Origin of the sequence: Pseudonocardia sp. D17 (assembly GCF_036984265.1) — a bacterium.
In the GTDB taxonomy this organism is placed as follows: Bacteria; Actinomycetota; Actinomycetes; order Mycobacteriales; family Pseudonocardiaceae; genus Pseudonocardia; species Pseudonocardia benzenivorans.
On sequence record NZ_BPRG01000048.1, the window covers coordinates 12,718 to 29,274 of the forward strand.

Below are 16,557 nucleotides of genomic sequence, written 5' to 3' on the forward strand. Positions count from 1 at the left end.
CCACCGTGACCCACAGCCGTGGCCGGGCCGCGACGGCAGACGGCATCGTCTGGGGACGTTCGGGAGGGGAGGAACCGTGGGCGATCAGGGGGCGCGCAGCGTCGTGGTCGGCGTCGACGGATCGGAGGCGGCGTCGGATGCCGTGCGGTGGGCCGCCGACGAGGCGGCTCGCTCACATCTGCCGCTGCGGCTCGTCGCGGCGGTCGAGTGGGTCACGCCGCACCGCATCGGTGCCACGGGGCTCGAGCCGCCGGACGTACGCGAGGCCGTCGTGACGACGGCGGAAGGATGGCTCGCCGACGCGCGCACCCTGGCCGAGGACGCCGCATCACTGCCAGGGGTGGAGACAGAGGTGCGTGGCGGTACCGCGGCCGCCGTGCTGCATCAGGAGTCCGCCGCCGCACAGCTGGTCGTCGTCGGTCATCGCGGCCTTGGTCGTGTGTCGGGTTTGTTGAGCGGATCGGTCGCGGTGGCCGTGGCTGCCTCGGCGCGATGCCCCGTTGTCGTCGTGCGCGGCACTGCGACGGCGAACGGCCCGGTGGTCGTGGGCGTCGACGGCTCGATGGTGAGCGAGGGCGCGCTGTCCTACGCCTTCGCCACCGCGTCCGCCCGCCGCGCCAGGCTGGTCGCCGTCCACGTATGGAACGACTCGACGATCGACACGGCCGACTGGGCGCTCGGGGACCGGGACGCCATCGAGGCGACCGAACACGAGGTGCTCGCCGAGCGGCTGGCCGGTTGGTCGGAGAAGTACCCCGATGTCGCCATCGAACCGCTGATCGTGCGGGACGACCCGGCTTCGGTTCTGGTCGACCACACGGCGACCGCACAGCTCGTCGTGGTCGGTAGCCGTGGCCGTGGTTCGGTCCGCGGGACGCTGCTCGGGTCGGTCAGCCAGGCCCTGCTGCGTCACGCAAGCTGTCCCGTCGCAGTGGTCCGGCCGTGACCGCGGTGGCGCGGGGCGTGCTGCGGCGCACGCTGGTCCGTGACGTGATGACGACCGATGTGGTGTCGGTGGCGCCGGACACCTCGTTCGACGAGGTGACGCGGGCGCTGCTGGAGCGGGGGATCCGCGCGGTGCCGGTGATCGACGACGGGGTGCTGGTCGGTGTCGTGACGGAGGCCGACCTCGTCCGCACGGCCGAGCAACGTGACCCGGACCGGCTGGGTGAACCCGGCTGGTCGGTCCACGACGCCCGCACCGACCGGCCGACCACCGCAGCCGACGTGATGAGCACGCCCGCGATCTATGTTCTGCAGGACGCCTCGGTCGCCGAGGCGGCGCGGCGGATGCGCATCCGGAGCGTGGGCTGGCTGCCGGTGCTCGACGAGGTCGGGGGCCGTGTCGTGGGGGTGCTGGGACGCTCGGATGTCCTCGCGGTGTTCCTGCGTGACGACGCGGAGCTGCGCGCGGAGGTCGTGGACGAGGTGTTCCGGCACTTCTTGCACGTCGGGCCGGGTGAAGTCGAGGTCGGGGTCCGCGACGGTGTCGTCACGCTTCGGGGTCGGCTCGCGACGAGGTCGGACGTGGAGCTGGCCGTCGCGCTGGTCGCCCGGCTCGAGGGTGTGGTCTCGGTGGTCGACGAGTTGACGTACGGGCCGCCGCCGGGTGGTTCCCCGGCCGGGGCGCCGGGCGGGGCGCCGGGCGGCGACGAGGCTGCTCGGGGTGGCACGGTCGTCGTGGCGGTCGATGTGAGTGCGTCGGCGCGGGCGGCGGTGTGGTGGGCGGGGGATGTCGCGGCGGCATGCGGGGCGCGGCTGCGTCTGGTGCACGCGGTCCGGCCCGAGGACGGCCGTGACAGCCCGGCCGCGGCGGTGCTGCGGGAGCTGTGTGCGGATGCCGAGCGGGCAGGGGTGTCCGACGTGGACAGCGTGATGGTGACGGGTACCCCGGCGGAGGTGCTTGCCGCACATGCGGTCGGCGCGCGGCTGCTGGTGCTCGGCAGTGCGGGTGCGCGGTCGGGTCCGGGGATGACGGGGCCGTTGGCCCGGCTGCTCGCCGACGGTGTGGACTGTCCGTTGGCGGTGGTCCGTGGTGCGTCGGTGGAGCTGCCGGCGCCTCGGCAGGGCCCGGTCGTCGTCGGGGTCGACGGGTCGGTGCCCGCTCGCGCGGCGGCCGACCTCGCCGCTGATCTGGCCGCCGGGTGGGGGGCGTCGGTGACCCTGGTCCACTCCTGGACCGAGCTGAGGCGCGATCCGGATGGTCGACTGCATCTCGATGGTGAGCACCGGGGTGCACAGCAGGCCGCGGCGCGGCGGGTCCTGGACGCGGAGGCCGCGCGGGTGCGGCAGCGTCGGCCGGGGTTGTCGGTCGGTACCGAGCTCGGTGAGGAACCGGCGCTGTCGACGTTGTTGTACCAGGCGCGGGGGGCGCGAGCGGTGGTCGTGGGCCATCGTGAGCACACCGTGACCGGCACGACGCAGGCATCGGTGCTGCAGGGTCTGCTCGCCTTCGCGCCCTGCCCGGTGATCCGGGTGCGCTGACGGAAACGCACGCATCGGCGCAGTCGTGCGGGCGGGGCGTGTGCTCAGCTGGCGTGACGGTCGGCTCTGTTCCGGAGCCCCTTCGGGTCGTGTCGATGTCGCGCTCGGGACCCTCGCCACGACGAACGAGGACCTCCGGGACGTCCGCGCCGGACCCCTCGGCCCTACGCCGGTGGCGGCCGGGTGCGGTGTGCTCATGGAGCAAATCCCTTCGGCGACCCTGCGCCCGTATCGGCACGTTCGGCGCCGAGAGTCCTCAGGAGGAAGCGATGGGCAAGGACGAGCAACCGGACCGCCGTCCGCGACGGCAGCGCCGGCTGCCGCACCGCCGAAGCGACCGTATCGAGGCCCTCACGACGTGGGGGCTGTGCAGTCTCGCTGCCGTGCTCGTCGTCGTCGTTGCGTTGGCGGGCTCGTGGGCACATAACGCGGCCTCGGACGAGGTTCGCCAAGAACACGGCGACCGCCAGCCGACGGTCGCGGTGGCCCTGTCGAGCGTCCCAGCCGTTGCGACGGACCGCGGCGCACCGGCGTACGGAGATGTCCGGTGGACCGCCGCGGACGGATCTGTCCGGACCGGAACCGCCCAGGTGCCACCCATGACCGCCGCGGGAAACGAGGTCACGGTCTGGACGAACGATCAGGGCGAGCTCGTCGCTCCTCCGCTGGGCTCGGAGTTCCCGCTGGTCATGACGGCCATGGCCGTTGTCTTCGCTGTTGCCCTCGGGGGCGCCGTGCTCGTGCTGGCCAGGGCGGGGGAACAGCGGCTGCTGGGCCGGCTGCGCGCGGCGGAGTGGGAGGCCGAGTGGCGTCGCGTGGAGCCCGGCTGGAGCGGTCGGGAAGGATCGGAACGGCGCTGACGACTCGAGGCCGGCACAGACCCGGCCGATGACCGGGCCTGCACACGTGACAACGCGCCGGACTCCCCGACGAAATCGGTGTCGTCGGAAGTCCAGTTGTCGGGCCTCGGCTCAGCAGGTGGTTCGTGCGACCGATGGACGACCGATGCCGCCGATGCGTTGCGGCTCTCGGCCGACCGGAGGGGCCCTAGGGCCTGCGGCGCCGGGCCCGAGAGCACTGCCGTGCGGATCCGCGATCGGCGATCGTCGGAGAAGCGAGACCGAGCGGGAGGAACCATGGACACCGACAGCCCAGGTGCGCACCTCGGAGCCACACGGGTCGGGGCAGTGGTCGTCGGCGTCGACGGGTCCGAGTACGCACTCTCGGCGACGCGGTGGGCGGGGGCCGAGGCGCGCCGGCGCGGGTTGCCGTTGCGGATCGTGTCTGCCGTCGGGTGGACCACGTACGCGCCGGTCGGGCTCCCCGCGCTGGGGGAGTACAGGCGTGGTCTGGCGCTGGAGACCGCACGCGCGATGGTCGACGCAGCGGCGGACGTCGCGACGGCGACCGTGCCGGATGTCGAGGTGCAGCGCGAGGTACGCGGCGGGGTTCCGTCGCGGGTGCTGGTCGAGGAGTCCGCGTCGGCGAACGTGCTGGTCGTCGGCAACCGCGGCAGCGGCGGGTTCGCCGGTCTCACGCTCGGGTCCGTGGGCGTCACGCTCGCGGCACACGCACGCTGCCCTGTCGTGGTGGTGCGCGGAGACGGCGACGGCATCGGTCGTCCCGGTGCACCAGTGGTCGTCGGTGTCGGCGACGAAGGCACGGCCGAGGGCGCCCTTTCCTTTGCCTTCGAGGAGGCGGCGCGACGTGGGGTTCCGCTCGTCGCCGTCCACTCATGGATCGAGTCCGTGATCGACCCGTTCCTCGTGCCGTACGTCGACTGGGACTCCGTGGCGTCGGAGGAACGTCGGCTCCTCACCGATGCGCTCGCGCCGTGGACCCGCAAGTACCCGGGTGTCGAGCTCCGCGAGGTCGTCGTCCGCGACGGTGCGGCTCGTGCGGTGCTGGCGGCCGCCGCGGGCGCGAGCCTCGTCGTCGTCGGGTCCCGAGGGTTCGGTGCTACGCGGGGCCTGCTGCTCGGCTCGGTGAGCCAGGCCCTTCTCCAGCATGCGCCGTGTCCGGTTGCGGTCGTCCGCGCCCGACCGGTGGAGGCTGCCGATCTCGCCGAGGTGCGGTGATGAGCCCGACCCGCGCTGTCGAGGTCCGCGGCTTGGTGAAGCGCTTCGGCCGGTCCGTCGCGCTCGACGGGCTCGACCTGCAGGTCGAGCGCGGTGAGATTCACGGGTTCCTCGGGCCGAACGGCTCGGGCAAGACCACGACGCTGCGTGTGCTGCTGGGACTGCTGCGTCCGGACGCGGGGTCGGCGAGGGTCCTGGGCCGCGATCCCCGCAGGGATGCTGTCGAGCTCCATCGCAGGCTCGCCTACGTTCCCGGGGATGTCGCGCTGTGGCCCGAACTCACCGGCGGCGAGGTCATCGGCATGCTCGGGGCGTTGCGGGGCGGGCTCGACCCCGTTCGGCGGGACGCCTTGATCGAGCGGTTCGCACTCGACCCCACGGTCCGGGCCCGCGGCTACTCGCGTGGCAACCGGCAGAAGGTGGCGCTCGTGGCCGCGCTGTCCTCGGATGTCGAGCTGCTGGTCATGGACGAACCGACCGCGGGGCTGGACCCACTCGTCGACGCCGAGTTCCGACGGGCGGTGGTCGAGGAACGCAGTCGGGGCCGGACGGTGCTGCTGTCGAGCCATCTGCTGACCGAGGTGGAGGCGTTGTGCGACCGGGTGACCATCATCCGGCGGGGCCGCACCGTCGAGTCCGGCACCCTGCTGCAGCTGCGCGAACTCGCCCGCACGACGGTGACAGTGGAGCTCTCGTCGCCGGCACCGCGGCTGGACGATCTCGTCGGAGTACACGACGTCGTCGCCCGGGGGCGGGGTCTCACGTGTGCGGTCGAGCCCGCATCCCTGGATCACCTCATGCGCCGGCTCGCCGACGCCGGGATCGTCCGCCTCGACGTGCGCCCGCCCTCCCTCGAGCAGCTGTTCCTCGCCGAGTTCGCCAGGGACGCCGGGGCCCGGCCGTGACGCCGTCGTGGGCCGCGGGGGCGGGCCTGCTGCTGCGGTACGCCCTGCGCCGCGACCGGGTCCGGCTCCCGATCGTGGTCGTCGTCCTCGCCGGAACGGCGGCGCTGTCGTCAGCGGCGACCGCGGCCCTGTACCCGGCTGCCGCGGAGCAGATCGCGGCCGTGGGTGCCATCGGGTCCTCGCCGGCGCTCCTGGCGGTCTACGGCCCGCTGACGGGAGGCTCGCTCGGCGCGCTCGCGTTGTGGAAGCTCGGTGTGTCGGGCGCGGTCGTCGCAGCGGTGGTGGCCGTTCTGACCGTGGTGCGGCACACCCGCGCGGAGGAGGACTGCGGGCGCGCCGAGCTGGTGTGCTCGGCGCCGGTCGGGCGGCACGCCCCGGCGATGTCGGCGTTGCTGACCGCCGGCGGGTTCGCGCTCGCGCTGGCCATGACGACGGGCGTCGCGCTCGCCGTGACGTCTGTGCCGTGGGCCGACGCGTTGGCCTTCGGGGCGGCGTGGGGGGCGGCGGCCGTCGCATTCGCACCGGTGGGGCTGGTTGCCGGGGAGGCCGCCGGTTCCGCGAGGGTCGCGACGACGTCCGCGGTCGCGGTGGTGTTCGCGTCCTACCTCGTTCGCGCGATCGGCGATGCCGCAGGTGGGGGACGGGCGTGGCTCGTCGCACTCTCACCCGTCGGGTGGGCCGAACTGGTCGAACCCTTCGGCCGTCACCGATGGTGGTGGCTGGCGGCGTCACTCGGGTTGGCGCTCGTCTGCACGGCAGTGGCCGGGTCGCTGCGCGCACGACGGGACTTCGGGGTCGGCTGGCTGCCGGCGCGTCCGGGGCCGTCCCGGGCCTCGCGTCTGCTGCACCGGCCCGTCGGACTGGTGTGGCGCCGTACGCGGGGTTCGTTCGCGGCCTGGGCGGTCGGGTTCGTCCTGCTCGGCGCGCTGTGCGGGAGTGTGACGTCGCAGCTCGGCGGGCTGCTCGACAGTCCGCAGATGCAGCGTGTCGTCGCCGGCCTCGGTGGTCGGCAGGCCGTGTCGGACGCCTTCCTCGCGGCGGAGTTCGGGCTGCTCGCAGGTGTGGCGTCGGTGGTGGTGGCCGCCGCGGTGCTCCGAGCAGCCGACGACGAGCGCTCGGGTCGCGCCGACGCCGTCCTGGCGACACCGGTGAGCAGAGCGCGGTGGCTCCTCGCCCAGCTGGCCGTGGCCGTCGTCGGCGGTGTGTTGCTGATGACGGGAGCCGGGCTCGCCGCCGGAGTGGCGCGCGGCGCGGGCGTCGGCCACCTCTGGCCGGATGTCGGACAATGCCTGGTCGCGGCGCTGGCGCAGACGCCGGCCGTCGTGCTCGTCGCGAGCGTGGCCCTCGCGCTCTACGGGATGACCCGACGCGCAGCGATCGGGGTGTGGCTGGTCGTCGCCGGGTTCATCCTGGTCGCCGAGCTCGGTCCGGCGTTGGGGGCATCGCGGTGGATCCTGGACCTGTCGCCGTTCACCCACGTCGCCCATCTGCCGGGTGGCGTCTACGACCCCGTGGCGGCTGCGTGGATCGTGGTCGTCTCCATCTGGTTCGCGCTCGTCGGGGTCGCAGCGTTCCGTCGGCGGGACATCGCCTGACGCCGGGCTTCCCCCGCTCGGCGTTCACCATCGTGGTGGATCGGTCGAACGACGCGCGCCGTTCCGGCGGGGCGACCTGGACGACGAGGACGAGACCGCGCCGCTGCTGATCAGGACCGTGCCCGACCGATGCGCATGACGGAAGCCATGCGAGTCGGGTCCACCGCGTCGGGCATCCGGCGCCACTGTCCGCATGCCCAGATCGACCAGCCCGGGAGTGAGCTGGTCCGCCGGCGAACACGTGGTCGGCGAGGGAGCTGTTGGGGTACCGACCGCGGCGCTCATGGATGGTGCTCGCTGCGCGCTCTGCGGGCCGGTCGCCTGCCGGAAGCAGCCGGCCGAGGTCCGCGTAACCGTGTTCGGTGCGGTCGAGAAGGCGCCAGCACGTCTGGCGCTATGGACGGACAGGGCGATGCGCACGAGGTCGACAACACCGCCGACCTCGGAGCCGCTCAGCTGCGAGGCCGAGCAGCCAAGCCGCCCACCCGCTCGAGGTTCGGCGGTACCGACCGCACGGCCGGGGTCACGAGCAGCGGGCACCGACTGTTCCAGGCCAGGGACCTGCTCGTGGAGCCGAACAGCAGCCGTGCCGGCCGGTGCGCGCGGCGGGTGCCCACGACCAGGACCCGGGCTCCGGTCGAACGCTCGGCGAGGACCTCGGTCGGGTGCCCCTGGACGGTCTCGGCGGATACCTCCACGCCCGGGTACGGGCCGGACCATCGGGCGAGCTCGTCGTCCCGCACGGGACCGGTGAGCGCGTCGTGCCGGTGACCGACATGAACCAGACGCAGGGGCAGTCGGTGCGCGGACGCGGCGGCGAATGCGGCGGAGACGACTGCGGCGTCCGCGCGTGAGCCGTCGACGCCGGCGACGACGGAGGTCCCCTCGAACCTGTCCGGGCGGCGGACCACGGCGACGGGGCACGATGCCCGGCCTAGTACGTCGAGGGCGAGCGAGCCCAGCACCGCGTCGGCGATCGTCCCGGACATCAGGCCGGTGACCAGCAGCCGGGCGTCCTCGGCGGCGTCGAGGAGACCGGGCAGTGGATCGTCGTCCACCAGGCGAGTCTCGACGACGAGCTGCGGGAACTCGGCACGAGCGATGGCGCGGGCCCTGCCGAGAATGCCGGCGGCCCGGCGGTTGCCCTGCTCGCCGCCGGTGTAGCGGGCGGCGTGCGCGATCACCAGGGCACAGCCTCGAGCGGCCGCCTCGGCCGCCGCCCACGCGACCGCGTGCAGTCCGGTCGGTGTGCCGTCGACGCCCACCACGACGGGAGCATCGGTCGCTGAAGGAGTCACGACGGCCTTCTCGGTGTCGCAGGCTCCGGCGGAGACGTCTGGAGCGCGGGCGGGCTCATGCGCGCGCCGACCTGCTCCCCCCAGCGGTAGGCGCGGTGCACCTCGCCGTCCAGCAGCGGGCCGGGCGTGCCCGCCACCCAGAAGCTCGTCGGCTCGTCGAGCAGCAGGAACCCGAGTCGGCGCAGCCGGGCGAGTGCGCGGTGCGCCGCCGAGCCCGGCAGCCGAGGATGGCGGACGCGGGTGTCGAAGGCCGCGGCGGAGACCACCCGTTGCGGCCGGTCCAGGTCCGCGAGCCGGATGCCGATCCGGTCCGGATCGTCGGCGGCCTGCGTCGCGGCGTCGCGGCGGCTATCGGGCCGGGTCATCCCGAACACGTGCGTCGGTCCGCCGACCACGAGCACACCCACGTCCGCCGGGACGGTGCGAGGAACTCGCGTGACGTCGCAGACGGTCACCGGCAGGTGGATCGAAAGTCCGTCGGCGACGGCTCGGGCGATGTCGCGGGTATTGTCGAACACCGACTCGTGAACGACGAGTGCGCGCATGTGATGCCTCCTTGATGGTGCCGGGCCCGGTCCCCCGGGCCCGGTGTGTGACGGCCTCGAGCGGGCCCCGTGGGTGCCGGCAGGACAGCCGGCGCCGTCACGGGAACTCGGGCCGGTTCACAGGGCCCATCGGTGGTCGCGCACGAACGGCAGCCGGGCCCAGCGGTCGCCGAGGCCCCAGTAACGGCCCGCCTGCGTCGCGGCGATCACGATGAGCGCGAGCGCGTAGATGACGTGGTAGTCGACCAACGGGTTCGTCGAGCCGGTCGCCGTGCCGTCCGCCGCGACGCGGGCGAACGGGAACTCCGCCAGCCACATGAGGGCAAGTACGACGGTTCCGGCGACGGCAGCGGGCCGCAGGGCGATCCCGGTGATCACGGCGACGCCGATGCCGAGCATCGCGAGCATGAAGAGCCAGTTCGTCCACCCCGCGCCGGCCCAGGTGTGGAACAGCGACTGCAGCGGACCGACGTCGACGGCGCCGAGGAAGCCCTTGGTCGGCGAGCCGCCGTGGATCCAGGCCTTGGCGGTGCCGGTCGCGTAGCCGAGGCCGAACGTCTTGTCCAGGAAGGCCCAGAGGAAGACGAAACCGACGCCGATCCGCAGCGCCGCCAACGCGATCGCTGCGCCGCGCGATGGTTCCGCGATCGTGCTGTGCGGCCGCTCGACCTTGACGACGGTCGTCGGGATGTCGTGGCCATGGGTGACGGTCATGTCCGACCCTCCTCGATTCGTGTGGTACGGAATGAGGATCGGTCGGAGGCCGGCGCGCGGGATGCGGCGCAAGGGCCCCTCCGGTTCCGCCGAAGTCACCGTCGTAGCGGGACCAAGTGCCCGGCACCTGGGGCTCTGCGGCGGTCGCAGCGCAGCCGCAGAGGGCTCGCGCACCCGGGACGCTGGGGGCGAGGCGGACGCTCGTCTGATCCGTGCATCCGTGGGAGTGGCGGACGTCGGCGGTGCGCGTCGTGGCACCTGGGCCGTAGGCCGCTTCCGGTCACGAGCGCGGCGCTGATTCCTCGTGTGGTCCGACTGTCGTCGACAGGTTCTGGCGTCGGTCCTGCCGAGCGGGCGACGTCGGGGTCGCGGGGATCGTCAGGGCGCCGCTCGTCGGATGTGGAGTTCGAGCGGCCGAGGGATGCCGAACGTGCTACTCGGCGGCTCGGCGGCGTTCGGCGTAGACCGCGGCCTCCGTGCGGCGCGAGAACCCCAACTTGTGCAATACGGACGACACATAGTTCTTCACCGTCTTCTCAGCCAGGTACATCTCCGCGCCGATCTGCCTGTTTGTGAGGCCGGAGGCGATGTAGTCGAGAATTCGGCGCTCCTGTGGAGAGAGTTCTGCGTAGCGCGGGTCCTCGGTCTTCTCGGGTTGCCTGAGTCGGTCGAGCACGCGGGCGGTCGCGTCCGGGTCGAGCAGCGAGCCGCCGGCCGCGACAGTGCGCACCGCGCCGACGAGGTCGCTACCGACGACCTGCTTGAGCAGGTACCCGGAGGCGCCTGCCATGATCGCGCCGAAGAGCGCCTGGTCATCGGAGTACGAGGTCAGCATCAGACACGCCGGCGGCGGCGACACGGAGGACCGGACTTCACGGCACACCGTCACGCCGTCGCCGTCGGGCAGCCGCACATCGAGGATCGCCACATCCGGACGAACGGCCGGAATACGGGACAGCGCCTGGGCCGTCGTGCCGGCCTCACCGACGACCTCGATGTCGCCTTCGGTCTCGAGAAGTTGGGCGATACCGCGCCGGACGATTTCGTGGTCGTCGAGCAGGAACACCGAGATGGCCACCGGACCCCCTGTGCTGAGCAGTTGAGATCACCGTATCGCCTCGACGTTTCACGGCGACCCGCTCGAGGGCCGACCGGATGGATCGGGCGGCGCGTCGCCACACTGCAGGTGCGGATGATGCCGATATATGCGGCATCTATATTCGGCATCATCGACTCCGTAGCCGTGAAAGGCGGGACCGGTCGACCGGCCGAGATTCGGGCGAACTCCTTCAACCCTGGAATGGTGCGCCGACGACTCGGTATGGTCGACGAGGTCGGATGGCTCGTGGTCGGCAGCTCGAAGGCCACTCGTCAAAGCGCAGCCCGCGGAGAGGAAGCGCTGGTGAAGGGCGTCGCGCGCGGACTCTCGACAGGTGGTGATCGCGATGGCCGAGCCTGAGGGCAGTAGTGGTGCCGGGTCGCGATCGACCAGGCACCCGCACTCCACCGGACACGACGCGAACCGCGAGTTCGCATTCGTCGACGTTCCGCGCCTCGAGCTGGACCAGCTGCTGGGGCAGCTGGTCGAGCGGGCGCAGGAGGTGATGGCCAGTCAGGGGCGGCTACGCGGTCTGCTACGTGCTCACCAGGCCGTCGGTTCGGATCTGGACCTGCCGGTCGTACTTCGGCGCATCGTGGAGGCGGCGCGGGAACTGGTCGGCGCGAACTACGCGGCCCTCGGCGTGATCGGCTCCGACGGGCACCTGATCGAGTTCATCCATTCCGGTATGCCCGACTCCGACGCAGCCGTCATCGGACACCTGCCACAGGGCAAGGGGCTCCTCGGTGCGCTCATCGACATACCCGAGCCGATCCGGCTTTCTCGCATCGCCGACGACGACCGCTCGTCCGGCTTCCCGCCCGGTCACCCCCCGATGGACAGCTTTCTCGGGGTGCCGATCCGGATCCGCGACGAGGTCTACGGCAACCTCTACCTGGCCGAGAGCACCCGTGGCGAGTTCACCGCCGAGGACCAGGAGCTCACGCTGACCCTGGCCGCGTCCGCCGCGGTCGCCATTGCCAACGCTCGCCTGTACGACATCGCCCGCGACCGTGGCAGGTGGCTGCGTGCGGCGGCCACCGTCACGAACTCCCTGCTCTTCCCGCCCGTGCCGACCGCGGCGGACGACCCTGCCCTGGAGAGGCCGCCGCAGGATCCCTGGACGTTGATCGCGAGCCTCTGCCGCAGCACCGCCAACGCGGACCTGGCGTCGATCTGGCTGCTGACCGAGGACGACGACCGCCTGCGCGCCGCAGTCAGGGTTGGTGCCGACGACCTGCCCGATCTCAACGTGTCCGCAGACACTCCGCTGTTCCGGGACGTGTTGCTCAACGGCACACCGTCACTGCTCACCTCACTCGAGGAGAGTGGGTCCGGTGTCAGCGCCACGGGCTTCGACGTGGGCCCGTTGATGATCCTCCCGTTGGCGGGTATCAACGCCCGTCGGGGCGTGGTGACCGTCGTGCGCCGTCGTGGTCGTCCCGTGTTCACCACCGAGGACCTCGACATGGCCGCGGGGTTCACGAACCAGGCCGCGGTCGCGCTGGAGCTGGCCGACGCCCGAGCCGAGCAGCAGCGGGTGGCGCTGCTCGACGAGCGCGACCGCATCGCCGCAGACCTGCACGATCACATCATCCAGCAGCTGTTCGCCACCGGGCTCTCGCTGCACAGCGCGGCGGCCGGCATGCCGCCGGGGCGGTCGACCCAACGTGTCCTCGACGCGGTCCGAGATCTCGACGGGGTCATCGGCCAGATCCGTACCACGATCTTCGCTCTCAACCAGGCCGGGGTCGACGGGCCGGCCGGGCTGCGCGCTCGGATGCTGGACCTGGTGACCGAGCTGACCGCGGTGCTCGGGTTCGAGCCGGTGTTGCGGTTCGCGGGCCCGATCGAGACGGTCACCGACCCCGACCTGGCGCCCGATCTTCTCGCGGTGGCTCGCGAGGCCCTGACCAACGTCGCCCGTCATGCCCACGCCACGACGGCCGAGGTCGAGCTGACCGCGGCTGGTGGTGAGCTGGTCCTGCGGGTCTGCGACGACGGCGTCGGCATCTCCGCCGACGGTCGTCGAAGCGGGCTGCACAACATGCGCCGGCGCGCAGAGCAGCGCGGCGGCCGCTTCACCCTCGAGCAACGTGTCCCCCGGGGCACGGCGGTCACCTGGATCATCCCCCTGCGGTGACCTGATGTCGCCGCCGAGCACGATGAGCCGCTTTCGTGGTCGAGGGGAACCGACAAGGCTGTGCGTGCGGGCGGGAGAGAGGGCGAGCTCCATCGCTGAAGGACGACGTGCCCGCCAACCCTGCTCAGCGGTGTCTCGGCCGAGCCGACGCGGTACACGAGTTCTGCCGGCGATCGCCATCCCGGATCCACGCGCGGGCACGGTTTCAGGGCCGCAGCCCGGTCTGAAGCCATGCCGGGCCTGACGTCGGGTGAGGTGGAGGCTTTGGTCCCTCGCCGTGAGTCGTGAACCGGACGATCGTTGCAGCAGTGATCGCTTTGTCGCGTTCCCGACCCGGAGCGGCAACGAGCGACGAGGAGGAGATGTGCCGAACGTCGGCGGTGAGCTGACCGAGATCAGCCGCGCCGAGTGCCTGAGGCTGCTCGGCCGGGAACAGATCGGGCGGGTCGCCTTCAACGCACGTGCACTCCCCGCGGTGCACCCGGTGGCCTATGTGCTCGACGGCGAAGAGATCGTGTTCTGGACCGCCGCGGGCAGCACACTGGCTGCTGCGGTCCGTCGGGCGGTCGTCGGTTTCCAGGTCGATCGCATCGACGCCGTCACGCGCACGGGCTGGACCGTCCTGGGGGTCGGCGAGGCCAACGAGGTCGTCGTGCCTGACAGGCTCCGCGAGCTGGCCGCGATCCAGCCGCTTCCATGGGTTGCCGGTCGCGACGGACATGTCATCTCGATACCGCTGCAGGTCCTCCAGGGGCGCCGGCTCCATCAGGCTGCGGAATCACTCCACCCCGAACCCTCCGGCGCGTGACGCACAATGCTCCCGGGTTCCCTCGAGTGTGCGCGCCCGGGAAGTGGACTTCGCCGAGCAGGAGAACGGGCACGGCACCAACACCGAGATCACCCGGGAGAACGCGAGGCTCACCGCCGGGCCGAATCGGCGGCTGCTCGAGGGCCGCTCGAGGCTGCCTCCGGCCATGCGTCGTCCGGTCGCCGACCCGCCCACCGATAGGCCTCGTCGACACCCCACACGATGACCGGCATGGGAAGCAGGAGAAGTAGCGCCCAGCTCGGCAAGGCCGCGGTACCGAACACGGCCTGCAGCGGGGGGAGGTAGATCACCGCGGCCGCGAAGACGATCTCGAAGGCGATGCCGGCCAGCAGCAGGCGGTTGCTCAGCACGCCGATGCGCCACAGCGAGGTGCGGTCGGTGCGGGCGGCGAACGCGGTTCCGATCTGGCACGCCACGATCGCGGCGAAGCTGGCCGTGGTGGCCTGCAGGTAGGCCTCATGCAGTGCCGCACCCGGCCCGGTGTCGGTGCCCGGAGTCCAACCCGCGCGGTAGAGCACCAGCAGGAACAGGCCGAGGCCGAGGGCGGCGGAGACGACGCCCATGATTCCCCAGGCGCGCAGCAACATTCGCCGGTCGATCACCGCGTGCCCGCGCGAGCGGGGCGGACGGTCCATCAGACCCGGTTCGGCTTTCTCCCGGCCCAGAGCAAGGGCGGGCAGGGTCTCGGTGCCGAGGTCGACCGCGAGGATCTGCAGCACGGTCAGTGGCAACGGGACCAGGCCCCCGGACAGTGCGAAGACCAGGAACGGTACGACCTCCGGGATGGCGTGGGCGAAGATGTAGAGCACGAACTTGCGCACGTTGTCGAAGACGCGGCGGCCTTCTCCTACCCCCGCGACCACGGTGGCGAAGTTGTCGTCGGTGAGGATCATGGTGGCAGCCTCGCGAGCGACCTCGGTGCCCTCCCGTCCCATCGCGACCCCGATGTCGGAGTGGTGTAGTGCCGGCGCGTCATTGACGCCGTCCCCGGTCATCGCCACGGTCTGTCCGTCGGCGCGCAGGGCATCGGCGATGCGCAGCTTCGCCTCCGGCGCGGCCCGGGAGAACACGATCTCTCCCGTCTCGGCCAGGACCCGGTGCAGTTCGGGATCGGGCATGGCGTCGAGTTCGTCGCCCTCGACGACCCGGTCGGGGTGCAGGCCGACCCGACGCGCGATCTCGGCGGCGGTGCGGCCGTTGTCGCCGGTCACGACGTGCACCCGGATCCCGGCGGAGTGGCAGGCGGCGACAGCCGGGCCCACTTCGGGACGCGGCGGGTCGAGCAGCCCGACCAGACCGAGCAGCTCGAGTCCGGGGCCTTCGGCGACGTCGCGGGCCGGTGCGCTGTCCGCGGTCCATTCGCGTCGAGCGACCGCGAGGACGCGCAGACCCCGGCCGGCCATCTCGTCCACAGCGGCCTCCACCGCGGCGGTTCGGCCGAGGCCGAGGGAGCAACGGGGGATGAGCACCTCGGGTGCACCTTTGACGTGGATCCACGAGCCGACAGCAAGACCTTCGTCACGGACCTCGTCCCCGTGGAGATCGTCGAGCGTGGCCATGGTCCGGCGGCGGGCGTCGAAGGCGAACAGGGTCCGCCGGTCACGGTCGCGGGTGTCGACGCGGACATCGGCGCCTACATCGGCAGCCATCGCCAGCAGCGCCAACTCGGTCGGATCACCGGTCCCGGTCGCGGCGTCAGCGGTCGCGCAGCGCGCCACCGCGACAGCAAGCGCAGACCCCGCGACGGCGACGGGGTTCCCGGCACCGTCGCGCACGTCCTGCACCGTCATGCGCCCGACGGTCAGGGTGCCGGTCTTGTCGGTGCAGATCACGGTCGTCGACCCGAGGGTCTCCACCGCGGACAGCCGCTTGACCAAGGCGCCGCGTCGGGCCATCGCACGCACGCCACCGGCGAGGGCCAGCGTGATGGTGGGCAGCAGACCCTCGGGCACGTTGGCCACCAGCAGACCGACGGCGAAGATCGCCGCCTCGGTCCACGAGAGGCCGGCCACCACACCAAGTGGCAGGAACGCGATGCCGACCCCGACCGCGACCGCGGCGATCAGGTAGGCCACCCGACGGACCTGCCGCTCCAACGGGCTCTCGTCGGGCCCGCGGCGGCCCGTCAGTGCGGCGATGCGGCCGATCTCGGTGTGCCGGCCGGTAGCGTGAACGACCGCCTCCGCGGTTCCGGCGACACACGCGGTGCCGCTGAAGACGAGCACCGGGGAGTCGAGCTTGCGGTCGGCCGTGTCGGAGACCGCGGCGTCGCGGTCGACCGGGACCGACTCGCCGGTCAGCGCCGCGGCGTCGACCTGCAGCGCGCCGGACAGCAGCCGAGCATCGGCCGGAACCCGATCGCCCTCGGCGAGCAACACGACGTCGCCGGGAACGAGATCACCAGCCGCGACCTCGACGACGGTGCCGTCCCGGCGCACCCGCGACCGCGGGGGCAGGTAGCGACCGAGCGCCTCGACCGCCTTGCTCGCCTGGGTCTCCTGGACGAACGCGAACACCGCGTTGAGCGCGACCACGGCGAGAATTGCCCACGCCAGCTCGCGCGTCCCGGAGACGAACGCCAGGACCGCGGCGGCGAGCAGCAGCAGAGCCAGTGGATGGGTGAACTGGCGTAGCAGCGCTCGCGGCCAGTCCCGGTTCGAGCGCTGCTCGAGCAGGTTCGGGCCGTACCGGTCCAGGCGACGAGCGGCCTCAGCCGAGCCCAGCCCCGCCCGGGAAGAGCGCAGATCGCGCAAGAGCACCTCGACCGGCTCGCGGGGATCGGTGTCCTCCGCTGTCGCGGGCACATCGGCGGCCCGAGGTGTTGCGCCGCTCATTCGCGACCTCCAGACGATCAGCTTCGCACCAGA

General features: G+C 72.2%; 13 protein-coding genes. 8 read left to right on the forward strand and 5 right to left on the reverse strand.

Features of this window, described 5'->3' with window-relative positions; all coding sequences use genetic code 11:
• Positions 1–76 precede the first annotated feature (76 nt).
• From PSD17_RS09910 to PSD17_RS09935, 6 genes are all read left to right on the forward strand, one after another.
• Positions 77–946 (forward strand): universal stress protein, encoded by an 870-nt coding sequence (locus tag PSD17_RS09910; protein WP_103383958.1) that lies wholly within the window; start codon positions 77–79, stop codon positions 944–946.
• Positions 943–2,484 carry a CBS domain-containing protein gene (locus PSD17_RS09915; protein ID WP_339122445.1) on the forward strand — a complete coding sequence of 514 codons (1,542 nt, stop codon included), beginning with the start codon at positions 943–945 and terminating at the stop codon, positions 2,482–2,484. The genes PSD17_RS09910 and PSD17_RS09915 overlap by 4 nt, the downstream gene beginning before the upstream one ends.
• Before the next feature lie 269 nt (positions 2,485–2,753).
• A complete protein-coding gene (locus PSD17_RS35340) occupies positions 2,754–3,344 on the forward strand; it encodes an Rv1733c family protein (RefSeq protein WP_445261003.1) in 591 nt (196 codons plus the stop codon).
• Between the two features lie 276 nt (positions 3,345–3,620).
• Entirely contained in the window at positions 3,621–4,562 is a 942-nt protein-coding gene (locus PSD17_RS09925; RefSeq protein WP_339122447.1) for a universal stress protein, read from the forward strand.
• The gene (locus PSD17_RS09930; protein WP_339122448.1) at positions 4,562–5,467 is read left to right on the forward strand and encodes an ABC transporter ATP-binding protein; all 906 of its coding nucleotides are present in this window, start codon (positions 4,562–4,564) and stop codon (positions 5,465–5,467) included. Before PSD17_RS09925 ends, PSD17_RS09930 begins: the two co-directional genes overlap by 1 nt.
• Positions 5,464–7,062 carry an ABC transporter permease gene (locus PSD17_RS09935; RefSeq protein ID WP_339122449.1) on the forward strand — a complete coding sequence of 533 codons (1,599 nt, stop codon included), beginning with the start codon at positions 5,464–5,466 and terminating at the stop codon, positions 7,060–7,062. Before PSD17_RS09930 ends, PSD17_RS09935 begins: the two co-directional genes overlap by 4 nt.
• A gap of 452 nt (positions 7,063–7,514) precedes the next feature.
• On the opposite strand, the gene PSD17_RS09940 is transcribed toward PSD17_RS09935, so the two are convergent.
• The 4 genes from PSD17_RS09940 to PSD17_RS09955 all read right to left on the reverse strand — a co-directional run bounded on the left by PSD17_RS09940 (position 7,515) and on the right by PSD17_RS09955 (position 10,697).
• Positions 7,515–8,360 (reverse strand): universal stress protein, encoded by an 846-nt coding sequence (locus PSD17_RS09940; protein ID WP_339122450.1) that lies wholly within the window; start codon positions 8,358–8,360, stop codon positions 7,515–7,517.
• On the reverse strand, positions 8,357–8,905 hold the full coding sequence (locus tag PSD17_RS09945) for a flavodoxin (protein ID WP_199796724.1): 549 nt from the start codon (positions 8,903–8,905) through the stop codon (positions 8,357–8,359). Before PSD17_RS09945 ends, PSD17_RS09940 begins: the two co-directional genes overlap by 4 nt.
• A gap of 117 nt (positions 8,906–9,022) precedes the next feature.
• Positions 9,023–9,619: a hypothetical protein gene (locus tag PSD17_RS09950; protein WP_339122451.1), complete on the reverse strand. Its 597-nt coding sequence runs from the start codon at positions 9,617–9,619 to the stop codon at positions 9,023–9,025.
• Positions 9,620–10,052: 433 nt separating this feature from the next.
• The gene (locus PSD17_RS09955; RefSeq protein WP_103382783.1) at positions 10,053–10,697 is read right to left on the reverse strand and encodes a response regulator; all 645 of its coding nucleotides are present in this window, start codon (positions 10,695–10,697) and stop codon (positions 10,053–10,055) included.
• Positions 10,698–11,064: 367 nt separating this feature from the next.
• Between PSD17_RS09955 and PSD17_RS09960 the strand changes: the two genes are divergently transcribed.
• Together PSD17_RS09960 and PSD17_RS09965 are read left to right on the forward strand one after the other, a co-directional pair.
• Positions 11,065–12,861 carry a GAF domain-containing sensor histidine kinase gene (locus tag PSD17_RS09960; RefSeq protein WP_339122452.1) on the forward strand — a complete coding sequence of 599 codons (1,797 nt, stop codon included), beginning with the start codon at positions 11,065–11,067 and terminating at the stop codon, positions 12,859–12,861.
• 364 nt (positions 12,862–13,225) lie between these two features.
• Positions 13,226–13,669 (forward strand): pyridoxamine 5'-phosphate oxidase family protein, encoded by a 444-nt coding sequence (locus PSD17_RS09965; RefSeq protein WP_339122453.1) that lies wholly within the window; start codon positions 13,226–13,228, stop codon positions 13,667–13,669.
• 110 nt (positions 13,670–13,779) lie between these two features.
• Here PSD17_RS09965 and PSD17_RS09970 read toward each other — a convergent pair whose 3' ends face one another.
• Entirely contained in the window at positions 13,780–16,524 is a 2,745-nt protein-coding gene (locus PSD17_RS09970) for a cation-translocating P-type ATPase (RefSeq protein WP_339122454.1), read from the reverse strand.
• Positions 16,525–16,557 lie beyond the last annotated feature (33 nt).